The 17,083-nt window shown below is 53.7% G+C and carries 14 protein-coding genes and 1 tRNA gene; 12 read left to right on the forward strand and 3 right to left on the reverse strand.

Features of this window, described 5'->3' with window-relative positions; genetic code table 11:
- Positions 1–59: 59 nt before the first annotated feature.
- Together MWU64_RS04040 and MWU64_RS04045 are read right to left on the reverse strand one after the other, a co-directional pair.
- Positions 60–136 (reverse strand) — tRNA-Val (locus MWU64_RS04040).
- Between the two features lie 45 nt (positions 137–181).
- Positions 182–1,141 (reverse strand): DMT family transporter, encoded by a 960-nt coding sequence (locus MWU64_RS04045; RefSeq protein ID WP_247061326.1) that lies wholly within the window; start codon positions 1,139–1,141, stop codon positions 182–184.
- 214 nt (positions 1,142–1,355) lie between these two features.
- Between MWU64_RS04045 and MWU64_RS04050 the strand changes: the two genes are divergently transcribed.
- The gene (locus MWU64_RS04050; RefSeq protein ID WP_247061329.1) at positions 1,356–1,772 is read left to right on the forward strand and encodes an XRE family transcriptional regulator; all 417 of its coding nucleotides are present in this window, start codon (positions 1,356–1,358) and stop codon (positions 1,770–1,772) included.
- Positions 1,773–1,776: 4 nt separating this feature from the next.
- On the opposite strand, the gene galU is transcribed toward MWU64_RS04050, so the two are convergent.
- Positions 1,777–2,613 carry a UTP--glucose-1-phosphate uridylyltransferase GalU gene (gene galU / locus MWU64_RS04055; protein WP_247061347.1) on the reverse strand — a complete coding sequence of 279 codons (837 nt, stop codon included), beginning with the start codon at positions 2,611–2,613 and terminating at the stop codon, positions 1,777–1,779.
- Positions 2,614–2,844: 231 nt separating this feature from the next.
- Here galU and MWU64_RS04060 point away from each other — a divergent pair, with 231 nt between their 5' ends.
- The 11 genes from MWU64_RS04060 to MWU64_RS04110 all read left to right on the forward strand — a co-directional run bounded on the left by MWU64_RS04060 (position 2,845) and on the right by MWU64_RS04110 (position 17,062).
- A complete protein-coding gene (locus MWU64_RS04060; RefSeq protein ID WP_199006935.1) occupies positions 2,845–3,525 on the forward strand; it encodes a GntR family transcriptional regulator in 681 nt (226 codons plus the stop codon).
- A 16-nt stretch (positions 3,526–3,541) separates the two neighbouring features.
- Positions 3,542–4,426: a methylisocitrate lyase gene (gene prpB, locus MWU64_RS04065; RefSeq protein ID WP_114333582.1), complete on the forward strand. Its 885-nt coding sequence runs from the start codon at positions 3,542–3,544 to the stop codon at positions 4,424–4,426.
- A gap of 41 nt (positions 4,427–4,467) precedes the next feature.
- A complete protein-coding gene (gene prpC / locus MWU64_RS04070; RefSeq protein ID WP_247061349.1) occupies positions 4,468–5,601 on the forward strand; it encodes a 2-methylcitrate synthase in 1,134 nt (377 codons plus the stop codon).
- A 107-nt stretch (positions 5,602–5,708) separates the two neighbouring features.
- Positions 5,709–8,333, forward strand: a complete 2,625-nt coding sequence (gene acnD / locus MWU64_RS04075; protein WP_247061351.1) for a Fe/S-dependent 2-methylisocitrate dehydratase AcnD — start codon at positions 5,709–5,711, stop codon at positions 8,331–8,333.
- A gap of 89 nt (positions 8,334–8,422) precedes the next feature.
- On the forward strand, positions 8,423–9,601 hold the full coding sequence (prpF, locus tag MWU64_RS04080; protein ID WP_247061354.1) for a 2-methylaconitate cis-trans isomerase PrpF: 1,179 nt from the start codon (positions 8,423–8,425) through the stop codon (positions 9,599–9,601).
- A 49-nt stretch (positions 9,602–9,650) separates the two neighbouring features.
- Positions 9,651–11,135 (forward strand): bifunctional 2-methylcitrate dehydratase/aconitate hydratase, encoded by a 1,485-nt coding sequence (locus MWU64_RS04085; RefSeq protein WP_247061363.1) that lies wholly within the window; start codon positions 9,651–9,653, stop codon positions 11,133–11,135.
- A 175-nt stretch (positions 11,136–11,310) separates the two neighbouring features.
- Positions 11,311–12,723: a TIGR03013 family XrtA/PEP-CTERM system glycosyltransferase gene (locus tag MWU64_RS04090; protein ID WP_247061365.1), complete on the forward strand. Its 1,413-nt coding sequence runs from the start codon at positions 11,311–11,313 to the stop codon at positions 12,721–12,723.
- 64 nt (positions 12,724–12,787) lie between these two features.
- Complete coding sequence (locus tag MWU64_RS04095; protein ID WP_247061367.1) at positions 12,788–13,432, forward strand: XrtA/PEP-CTERM system exopolysaccharide export protein; 645 nt, start codon at positions 12,788–12,790, stop codon at positions 13,430–13,432.
- Positions 13,433–13,468: 36 nt separating this feature from the next.
- A complete protein-coding gene (locus tag MWU64_RS04100) occupies positions 13,469–14,986 on the forward strand; it encodes an XrtA system polysaccharide chain length determinant (RefSeq protein ID WP_247061369.1) in 1,518 nt (505 codons plus the stop codon).
- Positions 14,986–15,780: a polysaccharide biosynthesis protein gene (locus MWU64_RS04105; protein WP_247061371.1), complete on the forward strand. Its 795-nt coding sequence runs from the start codon at positions 14,986–14,988 to the stop codon at positions 15,778–15,780. Before MWU64_RS04100 ends, MWU64_RS04105 begins: the two co-directional genes overlap by 1 nt.
- On the forward strand, positions 15,773–17,062 hold the full coding sequence (locus MWU64_RS04110; RefSeq protein ID WP_247061373.1) for an outer membrane beta-barrel protein: 1,290 nt from the start codon (positions 15,773–15,775) through the stop codon (positions 17,060–17,062). Before MWU64_RS04105 ends, MWU64_RS04110 begins: the two co-directional genes overlap by 8 nt.
- Positions 17,063–17,083: the final 21 nt, after the last annotated feature.

Below are 17,083 nucleotides of genomic sequence, written 5' to 3' on the forward strand. Positions count from 1 at the left end.
ATTCGGGCGCAAAAAAAGCCACTTGGCTTACGCCTAAGTGACTCTTTTACTCGCAGAATTGGTAGGACCACCCAGATTCGAACTGGGGACCTCTACCATGTCAAGGTAGCGCTCTAACCAACTGAGCTATGGTCCTATGTCCTGCAACGGGGACGAAATATACTGATTATCTCGTTACTGGTCAACTACTTTGAGTAGTATTTTTCACTTTGATCAGGCCTTTAATCGCACGCCGCAGGGCGCTCCAGCGATTGACTAATAAAGCCGCAAATATAAGGGCGCAACCGCCGATTTGGAGGAGGGTCATGCTCTCGTCAAACCACACAGCGGCAAACAGCGCGACCCATACTGGCTCCAAAATCAGAATCACCACCCCGTGGCTGTGCGCTGACAGACTTTGCGCATAGGTTTGCAGTAAAAAACGTCCCGCGGTGGCGATGAGGGCACTGGCCAATACCCATACGTACAAGATTGGCGGCGGGTTGGTGAAGGTTGCCGCCCAGGGTTCAGTGATGGCCGATTCAGCCAATGTAACTGCGCCCACGGTCAGGAGTGCCATGGCAGTGAGTGGAAGGGCGGGTACTTTCTTTTTCTCGATGGTTTCCCCGTGTTTGTTTACCACGGTTCGTTGGTTAGCCGTCCGGGTGTTCAGGGTAAAATAGAGAGCAAAAATAAATGCAGCCATCACGAAATAGAGCTGGCCCGGGTCTGGTTTGAAACCGTTTTCCAGTGAAAGCAGGGCTAGCCCGGATATCGCGATGGGTATCGCTATCCATGTGCTTATGGGCTGCGCTTCACCAAATACCGCCCTTGCGAGTATGGGTACAATAACCACGCCCAAGCTGGTTAGAAAAGCGCCTTCACCCATGCTGTCGCCGTGAAAAAGCCCCATAATCCAGCAGGTCATCGCAATCCCGAACACGGCCCCAACGCCAATACTGCGCTGAATTTGATCCATGCTCAGACGGCGCAAAGCGGGTAAGGCCAAAAGAAACAACACGCCACCGGCAACTAAAAAGCGAACGGCCATAAATAACAGCGGCGGCATCATCAGGACCGCTTCTTTCGAAAACATCCAGCCGACTGCCGCCAGAAGCGTGACAACAACCAAGAGAAAGTCGGATTTATGAGCGTCAGACATGGGTAAGCAAAGCCTGCATCGATAAAAAAGGTGGACCAATTTATCGTTAGGACGCTAAAAAATAAAGCAGCGAAAACCGATAGGCGGATGATAAGAACTCGTGCATTGTGCCTAAAGCGACATATACGCTACATTGCCGTATAACATTCTTCATCGTGCTCAATGCTAAGTGGCGGTTAAAGGCGGCCACAGTTAACCGGTCAGAGGCAACAGGATGCGGTACCTGCAAACATTTCATCGTCGCTTGCGCTATCTCCGCGAAGCGGGCCAGTTATCTTGTTCCGACATTGCGGCCATGTGTGGCGTAGAGGAAACCGTGGTTCAGCGCTGGGAGGCGCCGGAACTCAAGCAGCGGAGTTACCCGGGCTTGGCAGAACTGCTGGATTTGTGTGTAAAAACAGAAACGCCGCTAGAACAAATGCTGGACATGAATGAGGACAGCGATGCCGACCAGTTGGAGCTGCCGGGCTTGGTTGTCAGTAACGAGGACGGTCTGGCGGAAGCGCTAAAGGAGCTGGAGCAGGAAATAGAGCGCGTGCGGTTGTCCGATGAGGAGATGGAAATTCTGCGCCGGTTCCGTAAAGCCTCAATGGACAACCGGCGCATGGTATTGCAGCTGCTAGGGGGCTAAGCCCTTACTTGCCTTTCTTGTAGATGTTTTCGTACACGTAATTGGTGGCTTCCACAAAGCCATCAATGCTGCCGCAGTCGAAACGCTTACCTTTAAATTGATACGCCAGCACGCAGCCGTTCTTGGCTTGTTCCAGTAGGGCATCAGTAATCTGCACCTCGCCGTTTTTGCCCGGAGGCGTGCGCTCCAGAATCTCAAAGATGTCCGGCGTCAAAATGTAGCGACCGATGATCGCGAGGTTGCTGGGTGCATTCTCGGGCGCAGGCTTTTCAACCATGTCGGTGATGCGGTACAGGCCGTCTTTCATGGATTCACCGGCAATCACACCGTACTTATGGGTTTCATCCATCGGCACTTCTTCGATGGCGACAATTGAGCAGCGGAACTGGTTGTACAGTTTCACCATCTGGCTCAGTACACCGTCGTCGTCCTCCGGGCCCACGCAGAAGTCGTCGGCCAGAACCACAGCGAACGGGTTGTCACCAACCAGGTTGCGGCCCGTCAGAATGGCGTGCCCCAGACCTTTCATCTCGCTTTGGCGCGTAAACGCGAAGGTGTTGTTATCAATCAAATCGCGGATTGAGGTAAGCAGGCCTTCTTTGCCTGTACCGGCGATCTGGTGTTCCAGCTCGTAACTGATGTCGAAGTGGTCTTCGATTGCGCGCTTACCGCGGCCCGTCACAAAACCAAACTCGTGTATGCCAGCGTCTGACGCTTCTTCGACGCCGTACTGAACCAGCGGCTTGTTAACAACCGGCAGAATCTCTTTGGGCATGGCCTTGGTGGCCGGGAGGAAGCGTGTGCCATAACCGGCAACGGGGAAGAGACACTTCTTGATCATAGGGTTCATCCTTTATTCGATTCGGGCTTGTTGGGAGCCTTCCCACAAAGTGCGCTAAGTGTAGCGAAGTTGCGGCGCTAAATGGAGGGTTTCGTGGGCTTAAAGGAGGGAAGTGCAGGCTTCGGCCAAAATCATGCTAACAATTATACTTTCGCCGTAAGGCATATTGTTGACAATCCACGAGTTGAGGCGTACTTTTCGAAACATCATAGTCTGGATTGTTAACAAAATATGGCTGAAGTTCAGTTACAAACTCAAACCCGCGCAGACGAAGCGTTCGATTGTTTGCAAACCGCCATTGTTAAAGGTGATCTGGCGCCGGGTGAAAAAATCGGTGAGGTGGAGCTGTGCTCTCGCTTTAATCTGACCCGTGGGCCGCTTCGAGAAGCGCTGGGCCGGCTGGAATCTCGCGGCCTGTTGGTGCGCCGGCCTCATGCCGGGGTGAAGGTGGTTTCTGTCAGTGCGGATGAGTTGATCGAACTGTACCGAATTCGAGAAGTGATGGAAGGCCTGGCGGCTCGGCAAGCGGCCGAGCGCATGACTGATGAGGAAATCCAGGATTTGCTGGCGACTCTGGACAGTCATGAAGCGATGATCGAAGAAGCCCAAGGGCAGGCTTACTATCAGGCCGAAGGCGATTATGACTTTCATCACCGCATTGCCACCGGGAGCAGAAACACCAAATTGGCCCAGATGCTTTTGGGCGATCTCTACTACATGGTGCGAATGTATCGCTACCGATTAAGCACATCCGCCGGGCGCCCCCATATGGCGCTGGGTGAACACCGCAGTATCGTCGAAGCCATTGCCCAGCGTGATGGTGAACTCGCCGAATTTCTAATGAAAAGACACATCAACGCCGCCCGTCAAAATATTGAGAAAAAGATTCAAGAAGGCGTTCTAACCATCTGATTAAGAGGTAAATGTTATGGCAAAGCTTTCCGCAGGTGCTCGTTTCCGCAAAGCTCTTAAAGAAAACCAACCGCTGCAGATTGTCGGCACGATCAACGCGTACGCAGCCATGATGGCTGAGCGGGTAGGGCATCAGGCCATTTACCTGTCAGGTGGTGGTGTTGCGAACGCATCCTACGGCCTGCCGGATCTGGGCATGACCAGCATGAACGACGTTGTCGAAGACGTTCGCCGTATTACTGCCGCCACCGATGTACCGCTACTGGTTGATATCGACACGGGTTGGGGTGGTGCTTTCAACATTGCCCGCACCATTCGGGAAATGGAACGTGCAGGCGCAGCCGCTGTTCACATTGAAGACCAGGTTGCCCAGAAGCGCTGTGGCCATCGTCCGAACAAAGAAATTGTCTCCAAAGAGGAAATGGTAGATCGTATTCGTGCGGCCGCCGATGCCCGTGAAGACAAAGATTTCTTCATCATGGCCCGTACCGATGCCTTCCAGAAAGAAGGTCTGGAAGCTGCGATTGATCGTGCGAAAGCCTGCATCGAAGCCGGCGCGGATGGCATTTTCGCCGAAGCGGTCCACGAGCTGTCGGACTACAAGGCCTTTGCCGAAGCCATCGACGCGCCGATCCTGGCAAACATCACCGAGTTTGGTGCTACGCCGCTGTACAACAAGGCTGAGCTGGCGGAAGCTGGTGCCGCTATGGTGTTGTACCCACTCAGTGCCTTCCGTGCGATGAACAAAGCAGCACTGACGGTTTACCAGAACATCTTGGAAAAAGGTGACCAGAAAGACGTGGTGGATCTGATGCAGACTCGCATGGAGCTCTACGACTTCCTGAACTACCACGACTTCGAGCAGAAGCTGGACGAATTGTTCACTCAGAAAAAAGACTGAATCGTTAAAACTCTAACAACTGAACATTGAGGGAGACCAACATGGCTGAAGCAAAGAAACTAGGTGGAGCAGGTCTGCGTGGCCAGGTAGCTGGTGAAACGGCGCTATGTACGGTAGGTAAAACCGGTGCGGGCCTCACGTATCGCGGCTACGACGTGAAAGATCTGGCCGAAAATGCCCAGTTTGAAGAAGTCGCATACCTGCTACTGCGTGGCAAGCTGCCTAACCAGCAGGAGCTGGATGCATACAAGGCCAAGCTCAAGAGCCTGCGCACTCTGCCGGACGCCCTGAAAACCGTTTTGGAGCAAATTCCGAGCAACGCCCACCCGATGGACGTGATGCGCACCGGTTGCTCCATGTTGGGTAACCTGGAAACTGAAAACGATTTCAGTGAGCAGGACGATAAGATCGACCGTATGCTGGCGGCGTTCCCGGCGATTATCACTTATTGGTACCGCTTCGCCCACGAAGGCGTGCGTATCGATACCGCGAACAGCGAATCCGACTCTATCGGTGGCCTGTTCCTGGAACTGCTGCACGGCAAAAAGCCGAGCGAGCTGCATGAGCGCGTGATGAACGTGTCTCTGATTCTGTACGCAGAGCACGAGTTTAACGCGTCTACCTTCACCGCTCGCGTGTGTGCGTCAACCTTGTCAGACATTCACAGCTGTGTGACCGGTGCTATCGGTTCTCTGCGCGGACCTCTGCACGGTGGCGCCAACGAAGCAGCTATGGAACTGATCCAGCGTTTCAAGACTCCGGATGAAGCCGAAGCGGGTTTGATGGGCATGCTCGAGCGCAAAGAAAAGATCATGGGCTTCGGTCACGCGATCTACACCGACTCGGACCCCCGCAACGGCATCATCAAGAAGTGGTCCGAGAAATTGGCACAAGAAGTGGGCGATACCGTTCTGTACCCGGTTTCGGTGCGTTGTGAAGAAGTTATGTGGCGCGAGAAGAAACTGTTCTGCAACGCGGATTTCTTCCATGCCTCGGCTTATCACTTCATGGGCATCCCGACCGAACTGTTTACGCCCATCTTCGTGATGTCGCGAGTATCCGGCTGGACCGCGCACGTGAAAGAGCAGCGTGCCAAGAACCGTATCATCCGCCCAAGCGCGGACTACACCGGCCCGGAAAATCAGGAATGGCTGCCGATTGAAAAGCGCAGCTAAAGGCTAAGCAATTATAGGGAATTGTTGACTCCCCGTTGGGGTCTGACCCCGCGGGGTCAGACCCCAGCCATGTTGCCCGAGCCTATCTCCTAATTAGAGGACACAAGATGAACACCGAATACAGAAAGCCGCTTCCGGGTACCGACCTGAAGTACTACGACACCTGGCAGGCCATCGAAGACATCCAGCCTGGCGCCTACGCCAAACTGCCTTACACGTCGAAGATTCTGGCCGAACAACTGGTTCGTCGTTGCGATGCCGAATCACTGACGGATTCCCTGAAGCAACTGATTGAGCGTAAGCGCGATCTCGACTTCCCGTGGTATCCGGCGCGAGTGGTTTGTCACGACATTCTTGGCCAGACCGCATTGGTTGACCTGGCCGGCCTGCGTGATGCCATCGCCGAGAAGGGCGGTGATCCCGCCAAGGTAAACCCGGTGGTTCCGACCCAGCTGATTGTGGACCATTCCCTGGCGGTTGAAGCCGCGGGTTGTGATCCGGATGCTTTCGAGAAAAACCGTGCGATTGAAGAGCGCCGAAACGAAGATCGTTTCCACTTCATCAACTGGACACGCACCGCTTTCCGTAATGTGGACGTGATTCCGGCTGGTAACGGCATCATGCACCAGATCAATCTGGAGAAGATGTCTCCGGTGATCCAGAACCGTCCTGATGAAGACGGGCATCCGATTGCCTTCCCGGATACCTGTGTCGGAACCGACAGCCATACGCCGCACATCGATGCGCTGGGCGTTATTGCGATTGGTGTGGGTGGTCTGGAAGCAGAAACGGTTATGTTGGGACAGCCCTCCATGATGCGCCTGCCGGACATCGTTGGCGTGAAACTGACCGGCAAGCGCCAGCCAGGCATCACCGCAACTGACATCGTTCTGGCCATTACCGAATTCCTGCGTAAAGAACGCGTTGTAGGCGCGTATCTGGAGTTCTTTGGAGAAGGTGCCTCCAGCCTGACCATCGGCGACCGGGCGACCATCTCCAACATGACACCGGAATACGGTGCCACCGCGGGCATGTTCTACATCGATGAACAGACCATCGATTACCTGAAGCTGACCGGCCGTGAGCCAGAGCAGGTTGATCTGGTTGAAAAGTACGCGAAAGAAACTGGCCTGTGGGCTACCGAAATGACCGAAGCCCAGTACGAGCGTGTGCTGGAATTTGATCTGTCTACGGTTGTTCGCAACGTGGCTGGCCCGTCCAACCCGCATCGTCGTGTTGCAACCTCAGAGCTTGAAGAGCGCGGCATTGCCGTGAATCTGGAAGCAGCGCTGGAAGAAGAGCGTAAAGGGTTGATGCCAGACGGCGCAGTTATCATCGCGGCGATCACGTCGTGCACCAACACGTCTAACCCCCGGAACGTGGTGGCGGCTGGTTTGGTGGCGAAAAAAGCCAACGAGTTAGGCTTGGTTCGTAAACCTTGGGTTAAATCTTCCTTCGCGCCGGGCTCTAAAGTGGCTCGCCTGTACTTGGAAGAAGCCGGCCTGCTGCCAGAAATGGAAAAGCTGGGCTTCGGTATCGTGGCCTACGCCTGCACCACCTGTAACGGCATGTCTGGCGCGCTGGACCCGAAAATCCAGCAGGAAATCATCGACCGTGATCTGTACTCAACCGCAGTACTGTCCGGTAACCGTAACTTTGATGGCCGTATCCACCCGTATGCGAAGCAAGCCTTCCTGGCATCACCTCCGCTCGTTGTGGCCTACGCCATTGCCGGTACGGTGCGCTTCGACATCGAACAGGATGCCTTGGGTTACGACAAAGACGGCAAGCCGGTCACATTGAAAGATCTGTGGCCGTCTGATGAAGAAATCGACCGCATCGTCGGCGAATTCGTGAAGCCAGAACAGTTCAAAGAAGTCTACATCCCGATGTTCAACCTGGATGCCGTTGAACAGGCCAAGAGCCCTCTTTACGACTGGCGCCCGATGTCTACCTACATCCGTCGCCCGCCATACTGGGAAGGCGCTTTGGCGGCAGAGCGCACCATGACAGGCATGCGTCCGCTGGCGGTTCTGGGTGACAACATCACCACAGACCACCTGTCGCCGTCCAATGCCATCATGATGGATTCTGCAGCGGGTGAATACCTGCACAAAATGGGCGTGCCGGAGGAAGACTTTAACTCTTACGCTACCCACCGTGGTGACCACCTGACCGCACAGCGCGCGACCTTTGCTAACCCGAAACTGCTGAACGAAATGGTTCGGGATGAAAACGGCGAAGTGAAGCAGGGCTCCCTTGCTCGCATCGAGCCGGAAGGGCAGGTCACTCGTATGTGGGAAGCTATTGAAACCTACATGGAGCGCAAGCAGCCACTGATTATCGTTGCCGGTGCGGATTACGGCCAGGGTTCCTCCCGTGACTGGGCGGCCAAGGGCGTTCGTCTGGCGGGTGTGGAGGTGATTGTCGCGGAAGGCTTCGAGCGTATTCACCGTACCAACCTGGTTGGCATGGGCGTACTGCCGGTGCAGTTCCGTGAAGGCGACACTCGCCACACCTACAACATCGACGGCACTGAAACCTTCGATGTAAAAGGCGAAATTGCCCCGGGTGCGGAGCTCACGCTGGTCATCAACCGCAAGAACGGCGAGTCCGTTGAAGTGCCTGTGACGTGCCGTCTGGATACCTTCGCTGAGCTGAACATCTATTCAGCTGGCGGTGTACTCCAGCGCTTCGCCCAAGACTTCCTGGAAGCCGAAGGCGCTGCGTAATCAGATTGTAGTTTGGGCATCTGACCCCAGCCATTCTGGCAAAGGGGTCAGACCTCACCCATCCAAATGCTTTCAAAGAGAGGCATTTCATGAGCTTCCCCCCACAAATTAAAGTACCCGCTACCTACATGCGCGGCGGCACCAGTAAAGGCGCGTTTTTTCGTCTGCAAGATCTGCCCGAAGCCTGCCAAGTGCCCGGCGAGGCTCGCGATAAGCTGTTGCTCAGAGTCATCGGCAGCCCCGATCCCTACGAGAAGCAAATCGACGGTTTGGGCAACGCCACCTCCAGTACCAGTAAAACCGTGATTCTGGCGGCACCTACTCAGCCAGACCACGACGTGGACTACCTGTTCGGTCAGGTGTCCATCGACAAACCCTTCGTGGATTGGAGCGGCAACTGCGGCAACCTGACCGCGGCAGTCGGTGCGTTCGCCATCAACAGCGGCTTCGTTGCGAAAGAGCGCATTCCTGAAAACGGCATCTGCACGGTTCGGATCTGGCAAGCGAACATCAAGAAGACCATCGTTGCCCACGTACCCATCACCAACGGTAAGGTGCAGGAAACCGGCGATTTCGAGCTGGATGGCGTGACTTTCCCGGCCGCTGAAGTGAAGGTCGAGTTCATGGACCCGGCCGATGGCGAAGGCTCCATGTTCCCGACCGGCAATCTGGTAGACGATCTGGAAGTGCCGGGCGTAGGCACGCTCAAAGCGACCATGATCAACGCCGGTATCCCCACGATCTTCGTGAACGCCGAAGACATTGGCTACAAAGGCAGTGAGCTTCAGGGCGACATCAACAGTGACCCGAAAGCTTTAACCATGTTCGAAACCATCCGCGCCCACGGTGCGGTGAAAATGGGCCTGATCACAGACATCGCCGAAGCAGCTAATCGTCAGCACACCCCGAAAGTGGCCTTTGTCGCCAAACCAGTCGATTACGTATCGTCCAGCGGCAAGCAAATTAACGCCTCGGACGTGGATTTGCTGGTACGCGCTCTGTCTATGGGCAAGCTGCATCACGCCATGATGGGCACGGCGGCGGTGGCTATCGCGACGGCATCGGCTATCCCGGGCACATTGGTGAACCTGGCGGCTGGCGGCGGTGACCGTGCCGAAGTTACCTTTGGCCATCCTTCAGGAACTTTGCGCGTAGGCGCGGAAGCCAAAAAAGTGAATGGCCAGTGGACTGCAACCAAAGCCATCATGAGCCGCAGTGCGCGGATTATCATGGAAGGTTGGGTGAGGGTGCCTCAAGACAGTTTCTGAACTAAGCTGAGGCATACCCTGACGATTCCGGAAATTGGAGGATTTTGCCATGGGAGCCAACGTAGACCAGAACATACGTCCTGATTACGATGAGGTGTTACAGGAAATTGCGGACTATGTCCTCAATTACCAAATCGACAGTGACGAGGCATGGGAGACTGCCCGTTACTGTTTGATGGACACCCTGGGCTGCGGGCTTCTCGCCTTAAAGTTTCCGGAATGCACCAAACACCTTGGCCCCTATGTGGAAGGCACTGTTGTTCCTCACGGGGCGAGGGTGCCCGGCACGCCATATCGGTTAGACCCGGTTAAAGCGGCCTGGGATATCGGCTGCACCGTGCGCTGGCTGGATTACAACGATACCTGGCTGGCGGCCGAATGGGGCCACCCCTCTGATAACCTCGGCGCCATTCTCGCGGTTGCCGATCACCTTTCCCAGAAACGCGTCGCCAACGGGCAAGCGTCCCTAGCCATGAAAGCCGTGCTGGAAGCCATGATCATGGCCCACGAAATTCAGGGTGTTCTCGCTCTGGAAAACTCGTTTAACCGGGTTGGGCTGGATCACGTTGTACTCGTAAAGGTGGCCTCCACCGCTGTAAGCGCAAAATTGATGGGGGCGGATAGAGAGCAAATGCTCTCGGCTTTGTCCCACGCTTGGGTAGACGGGCAATCCCTTCGCACATACCGCCACGCCCCAAACGCTGGCTCCCGTAAATCCTGGGCCGCAGGTGACGCCGCATCACGTGGCGTGCGTTTGGCCGATATTGCTATGCGAGGCGAAATGGGTGTTCCCGGAGCCCTGACCGCCAATCAATGGGGTTTCTACGACGTACTCTTTAGCAAGACCAATCGCGATCAGGCTCTAAAGCCTGACGCACTCCGCAAGTTCTCATTACCGCAGCCTTTTGGCTCCTATGTGATGGAGAACGTGCTGTTCAAAATCTCGTTCCCGGCGGAGTTCCATGCCCAAACCGCGGCCGAGGCCGCTGTGAAACTTCACCCGGAAGTGAAAGACCGGCTCGATGAGATCGACCGCATCGAGCTAACCACCCACGAATCCGCCATACGTATCATCTCCAAGCAGGGCGAACTGGCCAATCCGGCCGACCGTGATCATTGCCTGCAATACATGACCGCGGTGCCACTGATTTTTGGCAGCCTTACTGCCGAGCACTACGAAGACAGCTTTCACCAAGCCCACCCCGAGATCGACCGCCTGCGCGAAAAAATGCAGGTGATTGAGGATGAACGCTACACGCGGGAATATCTGGAGCCAGACAAGCGCTCCATCGCCAACGCAATTAAGGTGTTTTTCACCGATGGCAGCAGTACGGAAAAGATCGCGGTGGAATACCCGATTGGGCATCGGAGAAGGCGAGAAGAGGGTATGCCGTTGTTGGTTGAGAAGTTCGAAAACAGCTTAAAATCGCGATTCGTGCCGCGGAAATGCCAGGCGATTATGGCCCGTTGCGAAGATCTCGGGGCGTTGGAGATTATGCCGGTGCATGAGTTTGTGGGTTTGTTTGGGGTGTAGATGGCGTGTCTTAACGCTCTCCCGTTTGAAACGGAATTGTAAAACAAAATAAAATCTTGCTCATGGGGTGATTGAAGTTTCAACTAATTGACGTACAATCTTGTTACGGTTTGTTACGGTGTGTAGCAAGGGACGCTAGTAGTACAGTGCAGTATAAACCGCACAAGGAGATGACGTGGCCCACGTCAGGTTATTCAGACACTATATCCACCTGCCTTTTGTAATTCTTGGCTTCATTGACTTTGTTGTCATATGCCTTGCATTTTCACTGGCCGCGTTCTTCCGCTTTTTCGGGGAAATGGACTTCTTTGCGGAAAGTTTTCTCTTCGTTTTTCCTTCCATTCTTGTTTTCGCGTTAGCCAACCTGATTGTCATGATCGCCCTCGGTGTGCACGAAGCCAGCGTTGAGGAGGGCATGTCCGGAATGATGCTGCGAACCATCATGGCGATGATTCTTGCCATACCTGTGCATGGTTTTGCGTATTTTATTGCAGATGATTGGCTCTGGTATCTCGGTAACTTTGGAGTGCTTACCTCAGCCACTGTGCTTTCAATTTTTTCACTCGGCATTATTCGTGTTTTATTCTTCGCGATGGTTGGCAGTGATGTTTTCAAGCGACGCGTTCTGGTGCTGGGCGCAGGGCACAGGGCGAAACAGATGCTTGAAGACCTCACCACTCCCTTCAACCGGAAAGGTTTCAAGCTAGACGGCTTTGTGCCGATGCCAGAAGAACAGGTGCAAGTCGCCGAGGAGCATCTTCTTAACGTCCCCTTTACGCTTCACGACTATGTGTTACGCCATCCTGTGAGAGAAATTGTGGTCGCCGTAGATGACCGCCGGCGTGGGTTGCCAATGGAAGATCTTTTGGAATGCAAAATGGAAGGCGTTCAGATCATTGATGGTGCGAGTTTCTACGAACGGGAGTCCCGCAAAGTCGCGCTGGAGATGATTACGCGGGGCTGGCTTGTGTTCTCGGATGGCTTCACCGTTTCTTCAGTTTACGGCTTAGGAAAACGCGGCCTGGACATCCTGACTGCCTGCACTTTGCTGCTAGCCACTTTCCCGATCATGTTGCTGACAGCGCTTGCGATCAAGATAGAGGATGGATTGAAAGCACCTGTGCTCTATAGCCAGGAGCGAGTGGGGCTAAATAACCGGGTCTTTCGTGTTTATAAATTCCGGTCTATGACAACCGATGCGGAAAAGCATGGTGCGGTATGGGCCAAAAAGAATGACACCCGGGTTACGCGAGTCGGTGAATTTATCCGCAAAGTTCGGATCGACGAGCTGCCACAGATTTTTAACGTGCTCAACGGCACCATGGCCTTTGTTGGGCCACGCCCAGAGCGGCCGGTGTTCGTGGAACAGCTCTCCGAGAGCATTCCCTTTTATTCGGAGCGACACCGCGTGAAGCCCGGTGTGACCGGGTGGGCACAATTGTGTTTTGCCTACGCAGATAATGAGGAAGATACCCGAGAAAAGCTCAGGTATGACCTATACTACATCAAGAATCAAAGCCTGCTTCTTGATCTTCTGGTTATTATTCAGACAGTCGAAGTGGTGTTGTTCAAGAAAGGATCAAGGTAGTTTCGGGATAAAGCTGTTCCCGGGACATGGAACGAAGCACGGACCTCAGACGCGAGGAAATAAGATGTCACGGAAGTATCTCACCCAAGGGCTTATTGTCTCTTTGTTGGCGGTAGCGTTGTTTTCCGGCTGTGCCGGCCCATCTGCCTCTTCTCCCGAGAAGATTCAACGCGCGTTAAAAGTTGAATCACGCGATAGTGTTGATCAGTACATCTTAGGTGCAACCGATGTGGTTCAAGTGTCGGTATGGCGAAACGAAGACCTGAGCATTGCCGTTCCCGTTCGGCCGGATGGCAAGATCTCGGTTCCTTTGGTTGGTGATGTGCAAGCCAGCGGACGCACCCCGGAAGAGTTGGCAACTAATATCAAAGCATCACTCGCAGAATACATACGTGAACCTCAGGTTAGCGTGGTCGTTACTTCCATGGGTAGCCATGAATTTACCGACCGGGTGCGGGTTACCGGAGCGGTTCGCCAGCCCCTATCCGTGCCACATCGCAGTGGAATGACGGTGCTGGATGTGTTTCTCAGTGCCGGTGGAGCAAATGAGTTTGCGGCGCTAAACGATGCCATGCTTTATCGGAAACTAGACGGTGAGGTTGTCGCCATTCCGGTGAATGTTGATGACATCCTGAGTAAAGGTGAAGTAACCACCAATTACTCCATGCGCCCGGGAGATATCCTGACCATTCCTGAACGGCGGTTCTGATGGGCAGTTCCATCGGAACACAGAAGGTTAAGTAATATGGCTTTACCGCTCTCGCAGATACCGCAGGAAGTTATCAGAGAAGTTCGCAACCGAAAGTGGCTTGCGTTCTTCGCGTTCGTAGTCGTGAGTTTTGCAATTCTTGGCGCTGGTTTTTTGTGGCCTTACAAGTACCAGTCTGACGTCGTGATTTTTGTAGATGACAAAAATATTATCACTCCGCTCATGGAGGGGAGAGCTGTCACTACGGAGATAAGTGATCGCATATCGGCGGCTAAGGAACTTCTCCTTAGCCGCACCGTTATCGAAAAGGTCGCTACCGACTCGAGTATTTTTGGTGAAGCACCAGCTGATCAGGAATCTATCGAAAAACGGATTGCATACGTGCGCTCAGGTGTCGCAGTGCGTCCGCGTGGAGATAACTACTTTAGTATTGGTTTTAAATCTACATCTCAAATGGAGTCGTTCCGAACAGCTCAACGTTTAGCCCAGCTGTTTATCGAAGAAACAAAGAATAGAAAACGCGTTGAAAGTCGTGGCGCGTACGAATTTATAGATAAACAGGTTAAGGGGTACGAGCAGCAACTCGCCGATGCGGAGAATCGCCTGAAACAGTTTTTGTCGGAACACAATGACGGAACAGAAGAGCAGGGTAATGCTCGTATGGCTCAGCTTCGAAACCAATTAGAACTGGCGAAGCTAGAGCAAGAAGAACTCATTACCCGAACTGCCTCCCTGGAAGAGCAGCTAGCAGGGGTTCGACCGACTATTCGGCAAGGTCGGAGCCAAGACAGCTACAGCGAGAGGATCCGAATTCTTGAAGAACGTTTGGACTCCCTAAGACTGCAGTACCACGACACCTACCCGGACATCGTTATTCTGCAAGAGCAACTTGCAGAGCTTAGAAAGCAGCAACGAGCAGCCGCACGTCGCCCGAACACTCGACGGAGTTTGTCCGGTGAAGATGCGGTGAACCCGCTCTATCAGGAGCTCAGTGCATCCCTTTCAACCACTCGGGCCGACATGGCTACGGTGAAGACCCGTATTGGCTCCCTCGAAAAGCTGATGGAAGAACAAACGCTCAGAATGGAGCGGATTCAAGCTAACAAAGCTCGTTATTCCGAGCTAACCCGGGATATGGAAGTAAACCGCGAGATATACGACGACTTACTGAAGCGTCGGGAAAAAGCCCGTGTCTCCATGCATTTGGATATTGAAGGGCAGGGGCTTAATTACCGAATTAACGAGCCCGCACAGTACCCTCGTGAACCCACAGGCCCTAAGTTTTCAATGTTCGCGATTGCCGGATTGTTTTTGGGAATGGCTGCACCTTTCGGAGCGCTGGCCGGGATTCTCCAGGTTGATCCGCGCATACGAGCTTCCAAGCAGTTGGAAGATGATATTGGGCTTCCTGTGCTCATCGAAATTCCTAAAGTACGAACGCCTTATGAAAAGCGCATCGACCGTAAAGTGACGCTGCTTGTGGGTGTTTTAGCACTCGTGGCCGTTGTTATTTATGTTGCCGTTGTCGTACTTGCTTATCTGGGAGTGGTTTGATGCCTGAACAAAGGAACCTGAAGTCGGAGATGCCACGGCGCGATGAGGAAGATTCCCGTTTGTTGGTGCCGAGTTCTCTAGAGCTCGGGCCCGGGGCTGTCGATAAGTACGTAATCAGCAAACAGATCGTTCGGATGCAGGAGCCCCGGAAGTTAACCCCGGATGACTTGGACGAACGGCGGGTAATATATCCGGAATCTCCTGACCGGGGCTTGGTAAACCGTTTCCGTAACCTAAGGACCAAACTGCTGGAGCTTTCAGGCGGCAACAACTTTACATTAGTGGTTAGTGGAGCCAGCCCAGGCGCTGGTACTTCCTTCGTGGCCCTGAACCTCGCGGCCGCCTTTGCATTCGACCAGTCAAAAACTGCTTTGATTATCGATTGCAACCTTCGGGACCCATCGTTGCACAGCACCTTGGACGTTATGCCGGAAACAGGCTTAACCGACTTTCTCGATGACCCGGATTTCGATATCGCCCGAATTCTCTATCCCACCGGTATCCCTCGCCTACGGTTGATTCCGGCCGGAAGCCGGCGAGAAACTCCCGGCGAATTCTTTACGTCGTTTCGCATGAAGCAGTTTTTGCAGGCGGTTCGCCGGCGTTACCCGGATCGCTTCATTGTTTTGGATACGGCACCCATCTCGGAATCGCCAGACGCACGCATTCTCACTGAACTTTGTGATTACGCCATGCTTGTGGTGCCTCACGGCAAAATTACAGCCACTACTGCGGAAAATGCAGCAATGGCGTTCAATCCCGACAAATTCGTTGGAGCTGTGATCAATGGGTAGGCCGCAGAACGTGAGGGTTCACCGTAGCATAGCCCCAATGATGTTGGTGTTGGCAGTGGCCGGTACATCGATGCCGAGTGCTCAGGCTCAAGTAGAACTTACCGGAGGTTTGGATTCCAGGTATACCGACAACGCGAGCAAGGCCAGCCGAGATGAAGAAAGTGATCTCGAGTCTCGGGTATATATCAAAGCTGAATACACCAGTGATCCAGGGCGTTGCAACGCGACATTTGCCGGAACACTGGGCTATTCAAACTGGTTGGACGGGACCTTTGATGACGAAGCCTATGGAGAGATGGACTTTCTTGGCGACTGCGAATTGGCCAATCAGCTGTACTGGGATGTGGCTAATACCCTTCGTGAAGTGACCCAGAGTAGCCGTTCAAGCGATACGCCGGATAACCGCACCCGGAAAAACGTGTTTAGCACCGGGCCCAGATACAACTGGCGCATTAACGAGACGAATTGGTTAACCCTATCTACACGCTATGAGAACACGGAATTTTCTGAGGGAGATACCAGCGACACCGAACGTTATTTAGGGTCCGCCGCTTGGAATCATGCCTTCAGCAAAACCTTTAATGGTGGCGTGAGCGCCAACTACAGCCGTACTGAATACGAAACAGGGGCTGAAGTTGACGTCAAAACCGTAAACCTAACGTTCGGCAGAAACTGGCCGACCATGGATGTGTCAGGCGCGATAGGTGTAAGCGAAATTGAAACCAAGGCAGGTAGTTCGACGCAATCCAGTGATGGTCTGGTGGGCGAACTGTCGATTCAACGGGCGCTTACACCCAGCTCGGATTGGTATCTGCGTGCAGCTCACCAATTGACGGATAGAAGTTCGAACGTGGATTTTGTTTTCGAGAACTTCCAGTTCAGTTTAGAAGATTCCATTACCGTCGAAACGACGACCGTTTCGACGGGCTTTGACAATCGTTTCTCCAACGGCGCAACGCTAAATGTCGAGTTTTATGGCAGCCAGTCGGACTATATCGATGACCCCGAACGAGAAGACGGCGGTGGCGTGAACTTCAGATACGGCCGTCCAATTGCAGAGCGCACCACAGGGCATATTGGGTTGGGGTATGACTACCTGACATATGCCAGCGACGAGCTGGATGAACGAATTACACGGTTTGAAGTAGGGGCTGAGCATGAGGCCTCCAGAGATTTGAGCTTGACCGCAAAAGTCGGTCATCAAAATAAAGTCAGTGATGCGCCCACCAGTGAATATGACGAGAACTGGGTGTTGGTTGGTTTGGAATACCGATTCCGATAACACGCACAGGATGTGCGAGAG

Source organism: Marinobacter sp. S0848L (assembly GCF_023016065.1).
Classification (GTDB): Bacteria; Pseudomonadota; Gammaproteobacteria; order Pseudomonadales; family Oleiphilaceae; genus Marinobacter.